Origin of the sequence: Brevundimonas albigilva, from assembly GCF_023503965.1 — a bacterium.
Classification (GTDB): domain Bacteria; phylum Pseudomonadota; class Alphaproteobacteria; order Caulobacterales; family Caulobacteraceae; genus Brevundimonas; species Brevundimonas albigilva.
Genome location: NZ_CP097298.1, coordinates 1600103 through 1617196, shown reverse-complemented (window position 1 = coordinate 1617196; position 17094 = coordinate 1600103). Strand labels below are relative to the sequence as shown.

The 17094-nt window shown below is 69.5% G+C and carries 15 protein-coding genes and 5 pseudogenes; 9 read left to right on the top strand and 11 right to left on the bottom strand.

Features of this window, described 5'->3' with window-relative positions; translation table 11 throughout:
- Positions 1 to 48: 48 nt before the first annotated feature.
- A pseudogene (argJ, locus tag MU852_RS08600) lies at positions 49 to 1460 on the bottom strand (bifunctional glutamate N-acetyltransferase/amino-acid acetyltransferase ArgJ).
- A 234-nt stretch (positions 1461 to 1694) separates the two neighbouring features.
- Positions 1695 to 2036, bottom strand: a pseudogene (locus MU852_RS17845) (peptidylprolyl isomerase); the annotation flags it as partial.
- Between the two features lie 597 nt (positions 2037 to 2633).
- On the opposite strand from MU852_RS17845, the pseudogene secA reads away from it, so the two are divergent.
- The 4 genes and pseudogenes from secA (at position 2634) to MU852_RS08575 (ending at position 7270) form a co-directional block, all read left to right on the top strand.
- Positions 2634 to 5482: pseudogene (gene secA, locus MU852_RS08590) on the top strand (preprotein translocase subunit SecA).
- A 55-nt stretch (positions 5483 to 5537) separates the two neighbouring features.
- Entirely contained in the window at positions 5538 to 5819 is a 282-nt protein-coding gene (locus MU852_RS08585; protein WP_249749248.1) for a ribbon-helix-helix domain-containing protein, read from the top strand.
- On the top strand, positions 5816 to 6115 hold the full coding sequence (locus tag MU852_RS08580) for a type II toxin-antitoxin system RelE/ParE family toxin (protein WP_249749247.1): 300 nt from the start codon (positions 5816 to 5818) through the stop codon (positions 6113 to 6115). Before MU852_RS08585 ends, MU852_RS08580 begins: the two co-directional genes overlap by 4 nt.
- Positions 6112 to 7270, top strand: a pseudogene (locus tag MU852_RS08575) (aminotransferase class V-fold PLP-dependent enzyme). Before MU852_RS08580 ends, MU852_RS08575 begins: the two are co-directional and overlap by 4 nt.
- A 22-nt stretch (positions 7271 to 7292) precedes the next feature.
- Here the strand turns inward: MU852_RS08575 and MU852_RS08570 are convergent.
- On the bottom strand, positions 7293 to 7469 hold the full coding sequence (locus MU852_RS08570) for a YegP family protein (protein ID WP_249749246.1): 177 nt from the start codon (positions 7467 to 7469) through the stop codon (positions 7293 to 7295).
- A 172-nt stretch (positions 7470 to 7641) separates the two neighbouring features.
- Here MU852_RS08570 and MU852_RS08565 point away from each other — a divergent pair, with 172 nt between their 5' ends.
- From MU852_RS08565 to MU852_RS08555, 3 genes are all read left to right on the top strand, one after another.
- The gene (locus MU852_RS08565) at positions 7642 to 8358 is read left to right on the top strand and encodes a glutathione S-transferase N-terminal domain-containing protein (protein ID WP_249749245.1); all 717 of its coding nucleotides are present in this window, start codon (positions 7642 to 7644) and stop codon (positions 8356 to 8358) included.
- 64 nt (positions 8359 to 8422) lie between these two features.
- Complete coding sequence (locus tag MU852_RS08560) at positions 8423 to 8821, top strand: DUF3597 domain-containing protein (protein ID WP_249749244.1); 399 nt, start codon at positions 8423 to 8425, stop codon at positions 8819 to 8821.
- A 12-nt stretch (positions 8822 to 8833) separates the two neighbouring features.
- Positions 8834 to 9040 (top strand): KTSC domain-containing protein, encoded by a 207-nt coding sequence (locus tag MU852_RS08555; protein WP_249749243.1) that lies wholly within the window; start codon positions 8834 to 8836, stop codon positions 9038 to 9040.
- On the opposite strand, the gene MU852_RS17385 is transcribed toward MU852_RS08555, so the two are convergent.
- Positions 8985 to 9257 (bottom strand): benzoate/H(+) symporter BenE family transporter, encoded by a 273-nt coding sequence (locus MU852_RS17385; RefSeq protein WP_283843557.1) that lies wholly within the window; start codon positions 9255 to 9257, stop codon positions 8985 to 8987. The genes MU852_RS08555 and MU852_RS17385 overlap by 56 nt on opposite strands.
- On the bottom strand, positions 9166 to 10197 hold the full coding sequence (locus tag MU852_RS08550) for a benzoate/H(+) symporter BenE family transporter (RefSeq protein ID WP_283843838.1): 1032 nt from the start codon (positions 10195 to 10197) through the stop codon (positions 9166 to 9168). Before MU852_RS08550 ends, MU852_RS17385 begins: the two co-directional genes overlap by 92 nt.
- Positions 10198 to 10271: 74 nt before the next feature.
- Here MU852_RS08550 and MU852_RS08545 point away from each other — a divergent pair, with 74 nt between their 5' ends.
- Complete coding sequence (locus tag MU852_RS08545; RefSeq protein WP_249751822.1) at positions 10272 to 10676, top strand: VOC family protein; 405 nt, start codon at positions 10272 to 10274, stop codon at positions 10674 to 10676.
- A 4-nt stretch (positions 10677 to 10680) separates the two neighbouring features.
- Here the strand turns inward: MU852_RS08545 and MU852_RS08540 are convergent, their stop codons facing one another.
- Both MU852_RS08540 and ald read right to left on the bottom strand, forming a co-directional pair.
- Positions 10681 to 11502, bottom strand: coding sequence for an enoyl-ACP reductase FabI (locus MU852_RS08540; RefSeq protein ID WP_249751821.1), 822 nt, complete (start codon positions 11500 to 11502; stop codon positions 10681 to 10683).
- A gap of 70 nt (positions 11503 to 11572) precedes the next feature.
- Positions 11573 to 12694: an alanine dehydrogenase gene (ald, locus tag MU852_RS08535; RefSeq protein ID WP_249751820.1), complete on the bottom strand. Its 1122-nt coding sequence runs from the start codon at positions 12692 to 12694 to the stop codon at positions 11573 to 11575.
- 148 nt (positions 12695 to 12842) lie between these two features.
- On the opposite strand from ald, the gene MU852_RS08530 reads away from it, so the two are divergent.
- Positions 12843 to 13319, top strand: a complete 477-nt coding sequence (locus MU852_RS08530) for an Lrp/AsnC family transcriptional regulator (RefSeq protein ID WP_249751819.1) — start codon at positions 12843 to 12845, stop codon at positions 13317 to 13319.
- Positions 13320 to 13321: 2 nt separating this feature from the next.
- Here MU852_RS08530 and MU852_RS08525 read toward each other — a convergent pair whose 3' ends face one another.
- The 4 genes and pseudogenes from MU852_RS08525 to MU852_RS08510 form a co-directional block, all read right to left on the bottom strand.
- Positions 13322 to 14269 carry a GSCFA domain-containing protein gene (locus MU852_RS08525; protein WP_249751818.1) on the bottom strand — a complete coding sequence of 316 codons (948 nt, stop codon included), beginning with the start codon at positions 14267 to 14269 and terminating at the stop codon, positions 13322 to 13324.
- Positions 14221 to 14637, bottom strand: coding sequence for a GSCFA domain-containing protein (locus MU852_RS08520; protein ID WP_249751817.1), 417 nt, complete (start codon positions 14635 to 14637; stop codon positions 14221 to 14223). Before MU852_RS08520 ends, MU852_RS08525 begins: the two co-directional genes overlap by 49 nt.
- Positions 14637 to 15488 carry a WcbI family polysaccharide biosynthesis putative acetyltransferase gene (locus MU852_RS08515; RefSeq protein WP_283843861.1) on the bottom strand — a complete coding sequence of 284 codons (852 nt, stop codon included), beginning with the start codon at positions 15486 to 15488 and terminating at the stop codon, positions 14637 to 14639. The genes MU852_RS08520 and MU852_RS08515 overlap by 1 nt, the downstream gene beginning before the upstream one ends.
- A 127-nt stretch (positions 15489 to 15615) precedes the next feature.
- Positions 15616 to 17065 (bottom strand): annotated as a pseudogene (locus tag MU852_RS08510) (NAD-dependent succinate-semialdehyde dehydrogenase).
- Positions 17066 to 17094 lie beyond the last annotated feature (29 nt).

Genomic DNA, 17094 nt, shown 5'->3' with positions numbered 1-17094 from the left:
GGCGCGGCGCCGGTCCGGCCTTGCGCCTGGCGGGGGGCTTGCCGGCCACTAGCTGCGGTAGTCGCCGTTGATCTCGATGTAGCCCTTGGTCAGGTCGCAGGTCCACACCGTGGCCGAGGCGCGGCCCGAGGCGACGTCGACGGTGATGTCGATCTCGGGGTTCCTCATATAGGCGCTCATCTTCGCCTCGTCGTAGGTCGGGGACGGGGCGCCGTCGATCGCCGCCTGGTGCGGGCCGAACTTGATGGCCAGGCGGTCGCGGTCGACCGGCTCTTCGGTCTTGCCCACGGCCATGACGACGCGGCCCCAGTTGGCGTCCTCGCCGGCGATGGCGGTCTTGACCAGGGGGCTGTCGGCGATGGACTTGGCCAGCTTGCGGGCCGAGGCGGGGCTGGCGGCGCCGTCGACCGTGACCTTGACGAACTTGGTCGCGCCCTCGCCGTCGCGCACCAGCTGGTGCGCCAGGTCCAGCATGACCTTGTCCAGCGCGGCGGAGAAGCTCTTCAGCCGCCGGTCGCCCACCCGTCCGATCCGCGGCGCGCCCGAGGCGCCGGTGGCGAACAGCAGGCAGGTGTCGTTGGTCGAGGTGTCGCCGTCCACCGTCACGCTGTTGAACGTCGTGCGCACGTGCAGGCCCAAAAGGGCGCGCAGGACGTTGGGATGGATGTCGGCGTCGGTGACGATGAAGGCCAGCATGGTCGCCATGTCCGGCGCGATCATGCCCGACCCCTTGGCGATCCCGGCGATGCGGACCTTGTAGCCCTCGATCTCGCCTCGGCGTAGGAGCCCTTGGGGAAGGTGTCGGTGGTCATGATCCCCCGACCTGCGCGCGCCCACTGTTCGGTGGGCGGCACGTCGCCGTCCAGGGCGTGCTCGACCTCGGGCAGGCGGGCGACGATCTTCTTGTCGTCCAGCACCACGCCGATCACCCCGGTCGAGGCCAGCATGACGTCGCGCTGGCGGCAGCCGAAGCGTTTGGCGACCTCCGAGGCGGTGCGGCGGGCGGCGTCGGCACCGGCCTTGCCGGTGAAGGCGTTGGCGCAGCCGGCGTTGACGACCAGGGCGCGCACGTCCTTGCCGCCCTCGCTCGCGCCCAGCTGCTTCTTGCACCAGTCGACCGGCGCCGACCCGATCTTGTGGCGGGTGAAGACCCCCGCGCAGCTGGTTCCCCGCGCGAAGCGGAACACCACCAGGTCGTCGCGCTCGTGCTTGTAGAAGCCGGCGCGGGCGGCGGCGATCTCGACCCCGCCGATGGGCGGAATGGCGGGGAAGGGCACGGCCAGGGGCGAAATCTTCAGGCCCGGCTTGCCGGCCGGCGGCGGGGCGGCGGCGGGCTCGGCGGCGGCGGGCGCTCGCGTCGCCCGCTTCAGCGCCGAGGCGAAGGGGTCCAGGGCCTTTTCGAACGCCTGCTCGATCTTCTGGCTGGCCTTGGGGCCGGGCTTGCTCGGGGTCTTGGACATGTCAGGCGGCCGGGGCGGGAGGGGAGGGGGCGGGCGCGGCGGAGGGGGCGGCGCCGGCGATGCGGGCGCGGGCGCGGGCGGGGCGGCGGGCGTCAGCACCTCGACCCGGGCCTTGCCGCGCAGCTGCTCCAGCAGCTGGCGCACCCCCTCATAGGTCAGATAGCGCACGATCTGAGGACGCGCCTGCTCCAGCGTCGGCGGGTTCTCCTTGCGTCGATCCTCGATCTTCAGCACGGCCCAGCCGCCCTCGGTCTCAAACGGGCCGACCACGGCGCCGGCGGGCTTGTCGCGCAGGGCGTCGGCGTAGGCCTGGGGCAGGACGTCCAGCGTCGAATAGCCCAGGTCTCCGCCGGAGAAGCGCGTCGCCTCGTCGATGGAGCGTTCCGTGGCCACGGCCTCGAACCCGGCGCCCTGGGCCAGGACGCCGACCACCGCATCGGCCTCGGGCTTGGTGCGCGACAGGATCAGGCGCAGCCGATACTCCTCGGACGACCGCGCCAGCCGCAGCTGTTCGTTGTAGAGGCGCTGGACGTCCTGGTCGGTGACGGCGTCGTTGACCACGCTCTCGACCAGCATGTCGCCCAGGATGCGTTCGCGCGTCGCCTCCAGCCGCCGCTGCGCCAGGGGCGAGGCGTCCAGCCGGCGCCGTTCGGCCTCGCGCGCCAGCAGCTTCTGGTCGATCACCTCGTCCAGGACGCGGCGGAACAGGTCCGAGGCGGGATCCAGCGGCTCGCCCTCGCCGACCAGCCCCTGGGCCACGGCCTCGCGCCGCACGTCGGAGGCCCAGATCGTTCGGTCCTGCACCCGCGCCGGCCTGGTCGCCCTTTTCCGGCGGCGCGTCCTCGCCGCCGCGCGAACAGGCCGACAGGGCCAGCGCGGCGCTCACGGCGGCGATGGCCAGGAAGGAGAACGGTCGCCGGACTGGGATCAAGGGGGCGCTCCGTCGCTGGGGCGAGAAGGCCCTCGCGTTGACAGGGATAAGGCCGGTGCTTAAGTCCCGCCTGCGCCCAAGTCGAGGGGTTTTGATCGTCTGCGCGGCCCTTCGCGCGCGCCCGTGGCGGCGCTTTCGAGGGTCGCCGCCGGTCCGGGCCTCTCCCGCGGCGTCCGTATCGCCGCCCCCTTCAGGGATTCCAGAGCCGCTCCTTCGACGCTCGACCGCCTATCGGACCCACCATGCTCGGCTTCGCCAAGAAACTCTTCGGCTCTTCCAACGATCGCAAGGTCAAGGCCTTCCAGGACCAGGCCCAGCGCATCAATGCGCTGGAGCCCAAGTTCGCCGCCCTGTCGGACGACGAGCTGCGGATGATGACCGACGCCTTCAAGGACCGGCTGAACGGCGGCGAGAGCCTGGACAAGATCCTGCCCGAAGCCTTCGCCGTGGTGCGCGAGGCGTCCAAGCGGGTGCTGGGCCAGCGCCAGTACGACGTCCAGCTGGCCGGCGGCATGATCCTGCACGAGGGCGGCATCGCCGAGATGCGGACCGGCGAGGGCAAGACCCTGGTCGCCGTGGCCCCCGTCTATCTGAACGCCCTGACCGGCAAGGGCGTGCACGTCATCACCGTCAACGACTATCTGGCCCGGCGCGACGCCGAGACCATGGGCCGCGTCTATCGCTTCCTGGGGCTGGAGGTCGGCGTCATCGTCAACGGCCTGTCGCAGGGCCAGCGCCAGGCGGCCTACAACGCCGACGTCACCTACGGCACCAACAACGAGTTCGGCTTCGACTATCTGCGCGACAACCTGGTCTATGACCGGCGCGAGATGGTGCAGCGCCCGCACAACTTCGCCATCGTCGACGAGGTCGATTCCATCCTGATCGACGAGGCGCGCACCCCGCTGATCATCTCGGGCCCGACCGAGGACCGTTCGGACCTGTACAAGATCCTGGACGGCCTGGTGAAGGAGCTGATCAAAGACAAGTCGACCTACGACCTGGACGAGAAGCAGAAGCAGTCGCTGCTGACCGAGGAAGGCTCCGAGCGCATCGAGGAGATGCTGGAGAAGGGCGGCTATTTCGCCGCCGACACCACGGGCCTCTACGACGCCGCCAACATCAGCCTGGTCCACCACGTCAACCAGGCCCTGCGCGCCAACACCCTGTATCAGCGCGACAAGGACTACATCATCAAGGGCGGCGAGATCGTCCTGATCGACGAATTCACCGGGCGGATGATGACCGGGCGGCGCCTGTCCGAAGGCCTGCATCAGGCCATCGAGGCCAAGGAAGACGTCAAGATCCAGCCCGAGAACCAGACCCTGGCCTCGGTGACCATCCAGAACTACTTCCGCCTCTACGAAAAGCTGTCGGGCATGACCGGCACGGCCGCGACCGAGGCGCAGGAATTCCTCGACATCTACAAGATGGACGTTCTGGAGGTGCCGACCAACCGGCCGATCCAGCGCAAGGACTTCGACGACGAGGTCTATCGCACCCACGCCGAGAAGAACCAGGCCATCGCCAGGCAGATCGCCGAATGCCACCTGGCCGGACAGCCGATCCTGGTCGGCACGGTGTCGATCGAACGCTCGGAACAGCTGTCGGACCTGCTGAGCCGCTATGAATACAAGGTCGAGGTTTCGCGCACGCTGAAGCCGGAATACGCCGGCAAGGCCAAGGAGGCCGAGAAGGTCGGCGACGCCGCCTATGACATCGTCTGGGAGACCAGGCTGCGCGGCATCCCGCACAACGTGCTGAACGCGCGCCAGCACGAGCAGGAAGCCTATATCGTCGCTGACGCGGGCCTGCCCGGCGCGGTCACGATCGCCACCAACATGGCCGGCCGCGGCACCGACATCCAGCTCGGGGGCAACTCGAGATGAAGATGCAGAAGTGGCTGCTGGACCAGCGCAACCTGGCCGTCGAGGTCACGCCCGAGATGGAGGCGGCCAAGGAGGCCGAGTTCAAGGCCGAGATCGCCGTGCTGAAGGAACAGGCCCTGGCCGCCGGCGGCCTGTTCGTCCTGGGCACCGAACGCCACGAGAGCCGCCGCATCGACAACCAGCTGCGCGGCCGCACCGGCCGCCAGGGCGACCCCGGCGTGTCGAAATTCTACCTGTCCTGCGAGGACGACCTGCTGCGCATCTTCGCCGGCGACCGTCTGGACTCGATCATGAAGACGTTCGGCGTGGGCGAGGGCGAGGCCATCACCCATCCCTGGCTGAACCGCGCCATCGAGACCGCCCAGAAGCGCGTCGAGACCCGCAACTACGACATCCGCAAGAACCTGCTGAAGTACGACGACGTCGTGAACGACCAGCGCAAGGCCGTGTTCGAGCAGCGCCAGGAGTTCATGGACTCCGAGGATCTGTCGGAACTGGTCGGCGACTTCCGCCGCGACGTGGTGTCCGACCTGGTCGAACGCTACATGCCGCCCAAGGCCTATGCCGAGCAGTGGGACATCGACGGCCTGGACGAAAAGGTCCGCTCGACCCTGGGGCTGGAGCTTCCGCTGCACGACTGGGCCGCCGAGGAAGGCGTCTCCAACGAGGAGATCGAGGAGCGGCTGCTGGCCGCCGCCGACGCCCGCGCCGCCGAACGCCTGGAGCAGATCGGCGCCGACCAGACGCGCGGTCTGGAAAAGCAGTTCATGCTGCAGATGATCGACATGCAGTGGCGCGAGCACCTGGTCCACCTGGACCACCTGCGCGGCGTCATCGGCCTGCGCGGCTATGGCCAGCGCGACCCGCTGAACGAGTACAAGACCGAGGCCTTCTCGCTGTTCGAAAGCCTGCTCTATGACCTGCGCCACAACGTCACGCGCTGGCTGATGACGGTCGAGTTCCGCTTCCAGCCGCCGCCCGAACTGCCCGAGTTCCAGGAAATCCACCTGAACCCCGGCACCGGCGAGAACGAGATGGCCAATCCGGCGGCGCAGAATCCGGAAGGCGCGCTGATCGGCGACGACCGGTCCAGGCTGCCGGTCGAGATGCTGCCGGCCGGCTGGGAGATGACCGGCCGCAACTCGCCCTGCCCCTGCGGCTCGGGCCGCAAGTTCAAGCACTGCCACGGCGCGCTGATCTAGGGCGGGCTTGCGCGTCGAAAAGGCATCGCCGATCTTGACCATGAAGGAGATCGCGATGGGACGTCACGAACGCATATCGACCGATCTTCCGGACTATATGGTCAGCGAGCTTCGTTCGGCCGTGGAGTCCGGAGAGTTCGCCTCGACGGACGAGGCGGTGCGCGAGGCCCTGACCCACTGGCTGGGCGCGCGCGCCATGGGCGCCGTGACGGCCGAGGACCTGCGTGTCGCCCTTCAGCGCGAGGTCGAAGGCCCGGGGCGTGACGCCGACGCCGTGTTCGACCGGCTGGAGGCCCTGTGCGGCGACCGGATCGAGGCGAGCGAGCGCAAGGCATGAAGCTGGTCTTCTCGCAAGGCGGCGAGAGGGACCTTGAACAGATCGTCGACCACATCGCGCGGGACAATCCGCGCCGCGCCCTGAGCTTCGTCAGGGAACTCCGCGCCGCGGCGCGGGCCCTGGTCCGAAACCCCGAAGGGCGTCCCGGGGCGAACTTCGATTCCCGCATCCGCCGGTCGGTTCATCGCGGTTACAATCTCTACTCCGCCATTCTTCCGGGCGAGATTCGCATCCTGGCCGTCATCCATGGCTCACGCGCGGACGACGCCGTCCTGTTCGATCTGGTCAAACGATGAACCGCAAGTCCCTCTTCTCCCGCGCGCTGGCCCTGTCGCCCGGGCGGCTGCATTTCGCCGCGCACAGCCACCATCTGTGGCCGGACGCCAGCTTCGAGGCGCAGCAACAGGCGTGGCTGGACGCCAACCGGCACGCCGACCGCAAATGGGATCTGGTCTTCGACGCGGTGATCCCCGAGGCGCAGCGCCAGGTGGCGGCGGAACTGAACCTGCCGTCGCCCGACAGCATCGTCTTCTCCTCCAACACGCACGATCTGCTGTTGCGGGTCTTCTCGGCCTTCGAACGCGGGCCGGTGCGGATTCTGTCGACCGACGGGGAGTTCCATTCCTTCCGCCGCCAGGCGGACCGCTGGGAGGAGGCGGGCCAGGCGGTGGTGACGCGCGTGCCGCTGCAGCCGTTCGACACCTTCGCCGAACGGTTCGTCGATGCGGCGCGGGCGGGGGGCATGACTGGATCGTGGTCAGCCAGGTCTTCTTCCGCACCGGCGGCCTGTTCGACCGCATCGGCGACCTGGCGGCCCTGGCGCGGCCCCAGGGGCCGTGGGTCCTGGTCGACGGCTATCACGGCTTCATGGCCACGCCGACCGATCTGTCGGCCGTAGCCGACCGGATATTCTATGTCGCCGGCGGGTACAAATACGCCATGGCCGGGGAGGCGCCTGTTTCCTGCACGCGCCGGACGGGTTCGCGCCGCGGCCGGTCGTGACGGGCTGGTTTTCCGAGTTCGGCGACCTGTCGGGGCCGCCAGGCGGGGTGCCGTACCGCAGCGACGGCGGCCGCTTCTGGGGCGCCACCTTCGACTGTTCGGCGCTGTATCGCTTCAACGCCGCGCGACGCGCCCTGGCCGGCGCGGGCCTGGACACCGCCGCCGTCGCCGACCATGCGCGGACCCTGGCCACGATGGTCCAAGAGGCGGTCCAGGCGGGCCGGGCCGGCCCCCTGTCGGAGGCCGAAATCCTCAACCCCGTTCGGGGCGATGCGCCGCGGGCCCGCTTCCTGGCCCTGCGCCATCCCGACGCCGCGGCCTGGCGCGCCCGGCTGCTGGAGGCGGACGTGGTGGCCGACGTGCGCGACGACGTGATCCGTTTCGGCTTCGGCCTGTATCAGGACCAGGCCGACGTCCAGGGCCTGATCGCGGCCGCCCGCGCCCTGTAGGACGCAGGCGGCCGGGGCGGGGTCAGGCGGCGTCCTCGACCGGCGCGTCGCCGACGTGCTTCTTGATCGACTCGATCGCGCGCTTGGCGCCCGACTTGTCGGAATAGCCTTCGGTCGAGAAGATGACCTCGGAATTGTACTTGAAGCGGACGCGGAACTCGCCCGCCTTGTCCTGATAGACTTCGAACTTGTGAGCCATGCGGCGTCTCCGTTTGCGGCGCCCCCGATCGGGCCAAGGCCAAGCTGGCATGGGCGGCCGCGTCGTCAAACCCCGAATGCGCGCTTTCGAACACAAGGGCGCGAGCGCGCCGCCGGGCGTTGGCGGATCGGGCGCCAGCGACCACATGACCCGGGCAGATCAAGGAATCCCCATGACCGACCTTTCCGCCTTTCCGATCACCACGCGCTGGCCGGCGCGCCATCCCGATCGCCTGCAGCTCTATTCGCTGAACACGCCGAACGGGGTGAAGGTCTCCATCATGCTGGAGGAGATCGGCCTGCCCTATGAGCCGCATTTCGTCGACATCACCAAGAACGAGACGTGGGGGCCGGAATTCCTGTCGCTGAACCCGAACGGCAAGATCCCCGCTATCCTGGATCCGAACGGGCCCGACGGCCGGCCGCTGGCCCTGTTCGAATCCGGCGCCATCCTGCTCTATCTGGCCGAAAAGACGGGCCGGCTGCTGTCGACCGATCCGGCCGAACGCTATCAGACGATCCAGTGGGTCATGTTCCAGATGGCGGCCATCGGGCCGATGTTCGGCCAGCTGGGCTTCTTCCACCGCTTCGCCGGCAAGGACTATGAGGACAAGCGCCCGCGCGACCGCTATGTCGCCGAGAGCCGCCGCCTGCTGGGCGTGCTGAACGACCGTCTGGCCAATGACGCGGGAACGCCGCGCGACTGGATCATGGGCGACTATTCCATCGCCGACGTCGCCGCCCTGGGCTGGGTGCGCAACCTGGTCGGCTTCTACGAGGCGGGCGAGATCGTCGGCTTCCAGGATTTCGCGAACGTCGCGGCCTGGCTGGAGCGCGGCCTGGCCCGTCCCGCCGTCCAGCGCGGGCTGGAGATTCCGGCCCGTCCGTGAAACCGGCCTGAACCACAGCCCGTCGGTCGCGTTGTCTCGCCACATCCAACCAGGAGCGCGACCGATGGGCATCTTCTCTTCGATCTGGAACAAGATCACCGGCCACAAACCCAAGGCGGCGCCGAAGCCGGCCCCGGCTCCGACAGCGACCGGCGCGCCGCCCACGCCCAGCGCCGGGCCGGTTCCCACCGCCCAGCCGTTGCCGCCCGTCGACGTCGAGGCGGTGCTCAGCGACCTGGCGGAATCGAAGGGCGGCGGCGGCAACTGGCGCACCTCGATCGTCGACCTGCTGAAGCTGCTGGACCTGGATTCCAGCCTCGCCGCCCGCAAGGAACTGGCCGAGGAGCTGAACGTCCACGCCGGCGAGCACGGCTCGGCCGAACAGAACATCGCCCTGTCCAAGGCCGTCTGGAAGAAGCTGGCCGAGAACGGCGGCCAGGTCCCGGCCTCGCTCCGGGACTGATGGACGGGCGTCATGCCCTCCAGCGTGATCCGGCGGTTCGACTATGACCCATCGCGGCGTCGCCTGAGCGTGACCTTCACCTCGGGCGACCGCTACGACTATCAGGCGGTGCCGCCGGAGGTCGCCGACGGCCTGCGCGGCGCCGTGTCCAAGGGCCGCTTCTTCAGCGCGCGGATTCGCGATCGCTATGCGTTCGAGCGTCATCCGAAGACGGAATAGGCCGGATCCACCGCAGGGCGGCCAGCGCCGCGAAGCCGACGACCAGACCCCAGAAGGCCGCGCCGAGGTCGAACAGGGCCAGGCCCGAGCCCGTGGCGGCGAAGGTCAGGACGGCCGCCTCCCGCTCAGCCGTCTTCGCCAGCATGGTCGCCAGCGCCCCGGTCAGGGGCGCGACCAGGGCCAGGCCGGTGATGATGGCCAGAACGGCGGGCGGCATGGCGATGAACAGTCCCCAGCGGCGCGGCGAACAGGGCGACGACGACATAGAAGCCGCCATAGACGACGCCGACGATCCAGCGCCGCGCGGGGTCGGGATGGGCGTCCGGCCCGGTGCAGAGGGCGGCGGTGATGGCGGCCAGATTGACCCCGTGCGCCCCGAACGGCGCGGCGACGACGCTGGCCAGGCCGGTCGCCAGGATCAGGCGGTTGGCGGGCGGCTCGTATCCGGCGGCCCTCAGCACGACCAGCCCCGGCAGGTTCTGCGACGCCAGCGTCACCAGGAACAGCGGCAGGCCCAGGCTGACGGCGACCTTCGTGTCGAAAACGGGCATGACCGGCGACAGCGTCCCGAACAGGCCGGTTCCCGGCGGCAGGCCGATCTGGCCCCGCAGCGCCAGGACGACCACGGCGGCGCCCAGCACGGCGGGCAGGGCCCAGGCGGGCCACAGCCGCCGCGCGACGATGAAGACCGCCAGCAGGCCGACCGCCAGCGCCGTCTCGGTCGGCACGACCGCGAACAGCCTCAGCACGAAGGGCAGCAGCACCCCCGCCAGCATGGCCGAGGCGACGGACGCCGGAATGCGCTGCGCCAGCCGTCCCAGGGCGGGCAGCAGGCCGGTCAGCGCCATCAGCCCGCCGGCGACGACGAAGGCCCCCACCGCATTGGCCCAGCCCAGCCCGAGCGTGGAGGCGGCCAGCAGCGCCGCGCCCGGCGTGGACCAGGCCAGCACCACAGGCATGCGCAGCCGCCAGCTCAGCAGCGCGCCCGGCAGCCCGATTCCCAGGCACAGGGCCGTGACCATCGACACGATCTGGGCCGGCGTCGCGCCGAACGCCTGCCCGGCCTGGACCACCAGGGCCACGGTCCCGCCGAAGCCGACGACGGTCGCCACTGCGGCGGCGGAGATGCTGGAGGGCGGAAGGCGGGACGGGTTCATGGCCCCGGCTTAGGCCGGGACGCCGCGCGCCGAAAGGGGTGGAACGGCCGGCCCCGACCGGTAGTTGAACCGCCATGTTCGACCACACCGGAATCGTCGTCTCGGACCTGAAGGCCGCTCGCCGCTTCTACGACGCGGTGGCGGCCGCGCTGAAGCTGCAGACCATCAGCAACTCGCCCGAATCCTTCCTGTTCGGCCACAGCGCCGACCAGCCGATCCCCTATCTGTGGATCGGGACCACGCGGCCGTCCTACTGGGTCGAGGGCTCGCGCGCCGGGCGGAACCAGATGCACGTGGCCTTCGTCGCCGAGGACAAGGCGATGGTCGACGCCTTCCATCGGGCGGCGCTGGCGGCGGGCGGCCGCGACAACGGCGCGCCCGGCCCCCGCGAAGGGGCCGGGGACTATTACGGCGCCTTCGTGCTGGACCCGGACGGCAACAATATCGAAGCCTGCTGCCGGGGCGCGGCGGCCCGCTGAGCGATCAGCCCTCGACGTCTTCGGGCAGGCCGACGGCGTGGAAGCCGGCGTCGACGTGGACGACCTCGCCCGTGGTCGACCGGCCCAGGTCCGAGCACAGCCACAGGGCGGCGCCGGCGACGCCTTCCATCGAGGTCTCTTCCTTGATCAGCGAGAACTGCGCCGACTTGGAATGCAGGCCGCGCCCGCCCGAGATGCCGGCCAGGCTAAGAGTGCGCATCGCGCCGGCGCTGATCGCGTTGACGCGGATGTTCTTGGGCCCCAGGTCGCGGGCGATATAGCGGGTCGCCGCCTCCAGCGCCGCCTTGGCCACGCCCATGGTGTTGTAGTTCGGAATGACCCGTTCCGACCCCAGATAGGTCAGGGTGATCATCGACCCGCCGTTCGGCATCAGCCTGGCCGACCGCTTGGCCACGTCGACGAAGCTGAAGGCCGAGATGTTCATGGCCAGCAGGAAGCTGTCGCGGGTGGTGTTGTCGACGAACGAGCCCTTCAGCTCGTCCTTGTTGGCGAAGGCCACCGAGTGGACGACGAAGTCGATCGCGCCGAATTCCTTCTCCAGCTCCTCGAAGGCCTTGTCCATCGAGGCGTCGTCGGTGACGTCGGCCTGGATCAGCAGCTTGGCGCCGACGCTTTCGGCCAGCGGGCGCACGCGCCGCTCCAGGCTTTCGCCCAGGTAGGTGAAGGCCAGTTCGGCGCCCTGGGCCGCCAGCTGCGAGGCGATGCCCCAGGCGATGGAGCTGGAGTTCGCGACCCCCATGATCAGGCCCTTCTTGCCCTTCATGAGGTCGCCGGTCGGCATGTCCCAGCCTTCGGAAGCGGCCATGGTTCGTCTCCTGATGATTTGGCGGAGGGTTAGCAGGGGCCGGGCCGGACCGGAACCCTCCGCGTCGTCGTCAGCCGTGCGCCCAGACGCCGAACGGATCGGACCATTCCAGGCCCAGCGCCTGGGCCACCGCCGGATAGGTGATCTGGCCCTTCAGCACGTTCAGGCCGCGCGCCAGGTGCGGGTCCTTCTTCAGGGCGTCCAGGCCGTGGTCGGCCAGGGCCAGGCCGAACGGCAGGGTGGCGTTGTTCAGGGCCTCGGAACTGGTGCGCGGCGCCGCGCCCGGCATGTTGGCCACGCAATAGTGGACCACGCCGTCGATGACATAGGTCGGGTCCTCGTGCGTCGTCGGCCTGGAGGTCTCGAAACAGCCGCCCTGGTCGATGGCGACGTCGACCAGCACCGAGCCGGGCTTCATCTTCGCCAGATGCTCGCGCTTGACCAGCTTGGGCGCCGAGGCGCCCGGCACCAGGACGGCGCCGATGACCACGTCGGCCTTGACGATCTCCTCGTCGATCGCGCCGATCGAGGAATAGCGGGTGATGACGCGGCCGCCCGTGACCTCGTCGATATAGGCCATGCGCGGGATCGAGCGTTCCAGCACCACCACCTCGGCGCCCAGGCCCATGGCCATGCGCGCCGCGTTCAGGCCGACGACGCCGCCGCCCAGCACCAGCACCCGCGCGGGCGCCACGCCCGGCACGCCGCAGAACAGCAGGCCCATGCCGCCGTTGTGCTTCAGCAGGGTCTCGGCCGCCGAGAAGACGGCGGCGATCCGGCCGGCGACCTCGGACATCGGCGCCAGCAGCGGCAGGCCGCCGCGCGCGTCCGTCACGGTCTCATAGGCGATGGCGGCGCATTTCGACGCCAGCAGGCCCTGGGTCTGTTCGGGATCGGGCGCCAGGTGCAGGTAGGTGTAGAGGATCTGGTCCTCGCGCAGCATCTCCCACTCGACCTTCTGGGGCTCCTTGACCTTCACGATCATGTCCGAGCCCGAGAAGACGGCTGCGGCGTCGGGGGCGATGCTCGCGCCAGCCTTGCGATAGTCCTCGTCGGTGAAGCCTGCGCCGGCCCCGGCCCCCGCCTGGACCATGACCGAATGGCCGCGGGCCGCATATTCGCGCACCGCCGTCGGCGTCAGGCCGACCCGGTGTTCATTGGTCTTGATCTCGCTGGGAACGCCGACGCGCATCTGTGTCTCCTCCGGGAAAAGGGCCTTCCGCCTGTTCCCGGCGGACCGCCTCGTCGATCGCACTTATATCGCCCAGCGAAACGCAGATTCCTGTTCATTTCGCGGCGAGGGGTGCAGAAAGCGAAGAATCCGCCAGGGAAAGCCGCAGATGAAGACCGTTTCCGCCGTCGAACTGGATGCGACCGACAGAAAGATGCTCCGCCTGCTTCAGGAGGACGGCCGCATGACCAATGCGGACCTGGCCAAGCGGGTGGCCCTGTCGGAGAGCGCCTGCCTGCGCCGCCTGCGGGCCCTGGAAGGGGCGGGGGTGATCCGCCGCTACGCCGCCGTCATCAACGAGCGGGCCGTCGGCCTGCCCATCAGCGTCTTCGTCACCGTGACCCTGTCGTCGCAGTCGGAGGCGGCGCTGTCGGCGTTCGAGCAGGCCGTCGCCGCCGTGCCGGAGGTGATGGAGTGCTATCTGATGACCGGCGGGGCCGACTATCTGCTGCGGCTGGTGGTCCGCGACGTCGACGACCTGGAGCGCCTGCACGCCAAGGCCCTGACCCGGCTGCCCGGCGTCCACCGCGTCTCCTCCAGCGTGGCCATGCGCCCCGTCGTCAAGCGCGGGGCGCTGCCGGTGTGACGTCAGGCGGACAGCCAGTCGATCCATTCGGCGAACCGGTCCGGCGCGTCCGGACGGCGGCCCTGACGAAACTCGTCGGATCGCACCAGCGACAGGGCGAAGCTTCGTCGGTCCGAAAACGTACGCCGGTGGAGCGTGATCACCTCCTCGGATTCCGGCGCCCTTTGCAGGAAGAGGCGGTAGCCGTCGCGCACCTCCTTGACGGACAGGCGCAGGGCTTCTCCCTCCTCGGCCAGGACCGGGGCGTCCTGACGCCGCATGCGACTGCCTTGAAGGGCGGCTTCCAGCACGTCCTCGTCGCAGATGACGTCGCTGTGCCCGCCGGTGTCGAACACCGGCGCGGCGGCGGCTGCGGGATCGGCGCCTTCGCCCCGGATGAAGTGCCGTTCGAACACGCGCATCACATGGGCGACGCCGAGGTCCTTCACCTCCCGCAGATCCTGGGCGTAGTAGTAGCGCCCGGCCCCGCCCGGTCCGGTGATGATCTCGAACGACGGGAAATAGACCACGTCATCATGGGAATCCGCCGCGTGCTGAGCGGCGACGCGGAGCACGGACTTGCTGTACACCGTCGACTGCAGCACGTGGCGATCCTCGAAGGTCGCCTTGAGCGGCACCGGGGAGACCGTCAGGATGATGCGGACGCCGGCGTTGACCGACCGCGTCTTCGTCACGAACAGATCCAGATCGGCGATGACCTCGTCGACCTTGAAGTTGACCGGCTCGAACAGGGCCGGATCGAAGGCGCCGCCGGCCACGCCGGGGGCCGTGGGATAGACGGCGCCCGTGGCGATCGACCGCCATGCTTCCGTCAGCCCCAGGGTGAAGACCAGCACGTCGGCTTCCTCGAACACCCGCCGCACCGCGGCCAGATGTTCGGCGCGCGACGCCCGCAGCGCGTTCAGATCGGCGAAGCCCTTCGGGTCGATCTGCGGCCGAAAGGGGTCCACCAGCGGTCGTCCCGCTCCCACGCCTCGTCGAACGTCGCGTGACCGAAGGCCCGATCGAACAGCTGAACCGCCTGGCGAACCGTGTAGATGTTGCCATAGCGGGCGGAGAAGACGCCGTAGTTCGCCGCCTTGGCCTCGGCCGCCGGCAGGGACGCGGGCGCCGCTTCAGGCACGAAATAGTTGAAGCCGGAGGCCTGCAGCCGACGCGAGATGTGCTGGGCGAAGCAGCTGCCCATCGTCGCCACCTTGTCGGAGGCGGAAATCATGAACGGCGCCCTGGACATCGGGTCCATCTGGGCCGGATGCACCCAGGTGACGCCCCGGCTCCAGAAGCAGTGATCGGGAAGCGAGCTGTAGGGATTGCTCATCAGGCGGCGATCTCGCGAAGTATGGACCTGAATTGCGGCGTGTCGGCCATGGCGCAGGTCACCGGGCCGTCCGCAGCGTCCAGAGCGCGGAACTGCGCCTCCAGATAGTCGTCCAGGGTATAGAGGACGTCGCCGATCTTCCACAGCCAGCTGGGCTGCAGGCCCAGCGCCTCCGCGACGCCCGGATAGACCGGCCAGATCGGCCCCAGACTGAGGGCGTCGGGCACCATGTCCTCGAGCGGCTGGCGAAGGTCCGCCTCGGCCGCCCCCAGCCGACGCGCCACGCCGCGCGCCAGTTGGGCGATCGCCGCGATGTGCGGGTGGTTGAAGGTGTGCATGAAGAGCCTGCCCGACGCCTGGAGCGGCAGGAAGTAGTCCGTGAACGGAATGGTCGTGGCGGCGAAATCCGCGCGGCTCTCCGCCACGGCCTTGGTCCAGTATCGGTCGTATCCCAGCGCGCCCATCGTCCGTTGCGTGAAAAGGCGTCGCGCGTCGCGGGCGGTCAGGCCCCGCTTCCACGCCCAGACCCCAATGGCCGATTGATAGGGCACGCCCGCCAGGACGTTGATCCGCGTCTGGCCCGCATAGGCGATGGTCAGGTCGGGATGGAAGCCGGCGAAGTGAATGCTGGGAATAATCACGCACTTGGTTTCGTCGAATCCGTGCTCGGCCGCCATCTGCGCGCGCAGGTCGGGCGGCGCGGAGGTCACGACGATGTCGGCGTCCGCGGCTGCGGCCGCGGCGTTCGCCTTGCCCTCCTCGGAATATAGCCAGTGAAGGCCCGTCACCGTGTCCCGAGGCAGCAGCAGGTCAAGGCAGGCGGTCAGTCCCCCGGTCTGGCAGTTCGCCAGAACGAAGATCCGGCGGCCGTCTCGAACCGGGGAGGAGGGAAGTCGCTCAACGTCGTCGATCCGAGTGGTGGGGGCAGCCGCCGATTATCAGCAAAGCGACGTCGACTTCCACCCCTTCACGTCGGACCTAGCGCAACGCCAGGGTCACGGCCTTGACGTCGACGTATTCGTCGATGCCGTGGATCGAGCCTTCGCGGCCGTAGCCGGACTGCTTGACCCCGCCGAACGGGGCGACGGGGGTCGAGATCAGGCCGGTGTTGACGCCGCACATGCCGGCCTCGATGCGGCGGCCGATGCGCATGGCGCGGTCCAGGTCGCGGGTGAACAGATAGGAGGCCAGGCCGAACTCGCTGGCGTTGGCCTTGTCCAGGACCTCGTCCTCGGCATCGAAGGCGAAGACCGGGATCATGGGGCCGAAGGTCTCTTCCTCGCGGAACAGCCGGTCGTCGCCGCCCAGGGTCACGGTCGGCTGGAAGAAGCGGCCGCCCAGGGCGTGCCGTTCGCCGCCGGTCAGGACGCGGCCGCCGTCGGCCTTCACCGCCGCCACGTGCTTCTCGACCTTGTCCAGGGCCTTCTCCTCGATCAGGGGGCCGACCTTGACGCCGTCGTCGAACGCGTTTCCGACCGGAATCTTCGCGACCTCGGCGGCCAGTTTCTCGGCATAGGCCTCGGCGACCGGACGTTCGACATAGACGCGGTTGGGACAGACGCAGGTCTGGCCCGAGTTCCTGAACTTGCCCTTGATGGTCTCGGCCACGGCCAGGTCCAGGTCGGCGTCGGCGAAGACGATCAGGGGGCGCGCCGCCCAGCTCCATCGACACCCGCTTCAGGGTCGGGGCGCACTGTTCGGCCAGCATCCGGCCCACGCCGGTGGAGCCAGTGAAGGACAGCTTGCGGATGTCGGGGCTGTCGGTCAGCGCCTTGCCGATGGTCGCCGCGTCGCCGGTGACGACCGACAGGGCGCCGACGGGCAGCCCCGCCTGATAGGCCAGTTCAGCCAGGGCGATGGCGGTGAAGGGCGTCTGGCTGGCCGGCTTGACCACGGCGGTGCAGCCGGCGGCGAAGGCCGGACCCAGCTTGCGCGTCAGCATGGCGGCCGGGAAGTTCCACGGCGTGATCAGGGCGCACGGACCCACCGCCTCGCGGTAGGTCAGGATCAGATGCCCCAGCGGGCTGTCCTGGGTCTCGCCGATCAGGCGCTCGGCCTCGCCGGCGAACCATTTGATGAAGCCGTTGGCGTAGGCGACCTCGCCCTTGGCCTCCTCGAACGGCTTGCCGTTCTCCAGCGCCATCAGGGCGCCCAGCCCCTCGGCGTTCTCGTCGATCAGCGCCGCCCACTTGCGCAGGAAGGCCGCGCGCGCGTGCGGGTCGGACCGGGACCAGGCGGGAAAGGCCTCGGTCGCGGCCTGGATCGCCCGCCGGGTCTCGGCTTCGCCCAGGTCGGGCACATGACCGATCACCGCGCCGGTCGCCGGATCGTCCACGGCGATCCCGCCGCCGTTCGCCGCAATGGGCTCCCCGGCGATCAGGGCGTGCTGGCGCAAAAGGTTGAGGCCGGCGTCGCGAGGACTGGTCATGAAGGCGCTCCGATGTCTGGGTCCGAGCC

Coding starts and splice junctions, on each gene's coding strand:
- MU852_RS08585 (WP_249749248.1), top strand. CDS start 5,538: ATGGGACGTCACGAACGCATATCGACCGATCTTCCGGACTATATGGTC.
- MU852_RS08580 (WP_249749247.1), top strand. CDS start 5,816: ATGAAGCTGGTCTTCTCGCAAGGCGGCGAGAGGGACCTTGAACAGATC.
- MU852_RS08570 (WP_249749246.1), bottom strand. CDS start 7,469: ATGGCTCACAAGTTCGAAGTCTATCAGGACAAGGCGGGCGAGTTCCGC.
- MU852_RS08565 (WP_249749245.1), top strand. CDS start 7,642: ATGACCGACCTTTCCGCCTTTCCGATCACCACGCGCTGGCCGGCGCGC.
- MU852_RS08560 (WP_249749244.1), top strand. CDS start 8,423: ATGGGCATCTTCTCTTCGATCTGGAACAAGATCACCGGCCACAAACCC.
- MU852_RS08555 (WP_249749243.1), top strand. CDS start 8,834: ATGCCCTCCAGCGTGATCCGGCGGTTCGACTATGACCCATCGCGGCGT.
- MU852_RS17385 (WP_283843557.1), bottom strand. CDS start 9,257: ATGCCGCCCGCCGTTCTGGCCATCATCACCGGCCTGGCCCTGGTCGCG.
- MU852_RS08550 (WP_283843838.1), bottom strand. CDS start 10,197: ATGAACCCGTCCCGCCTTCCGCCCTCCAGCATCTCCGCCGCCGCAGTG.
- MU852_RS08545 (WP_249751822.1), top strand. CDS start 10,272: ATGTTCGACCACACCGGAATCGTCGTCTCGGACCTGAAGGCCGCTCGC.
- MU852_RS08540 (WP_249751821.1), bottom strand. CDS start 11,502: ATGGCCGCTTCCGAAGGCTGGGACATGCCGACCGGCGACCTCATGAAG.
- ald (WP_249751820.1), bottom strand. CDS start 12,694: ATGCGCGTCGGCGTTCCCAGCGAGATCAAGACCAATGAACACCGGGTC.
- MU852_RS08530 (WP_249751819.1), top strand. CDS start 12,843: ATGAAGACCGTTTCCGCCGTCGAACTGGATGCGACCGACAGAAAGATG.
- MU852_RS08520 (WP_249751817.1), bottom strand. CDS start 14,637: ATGAGCAATCCCTACAGCTCGCTTCCCGATCACTGCTTCTGGAGCCGG.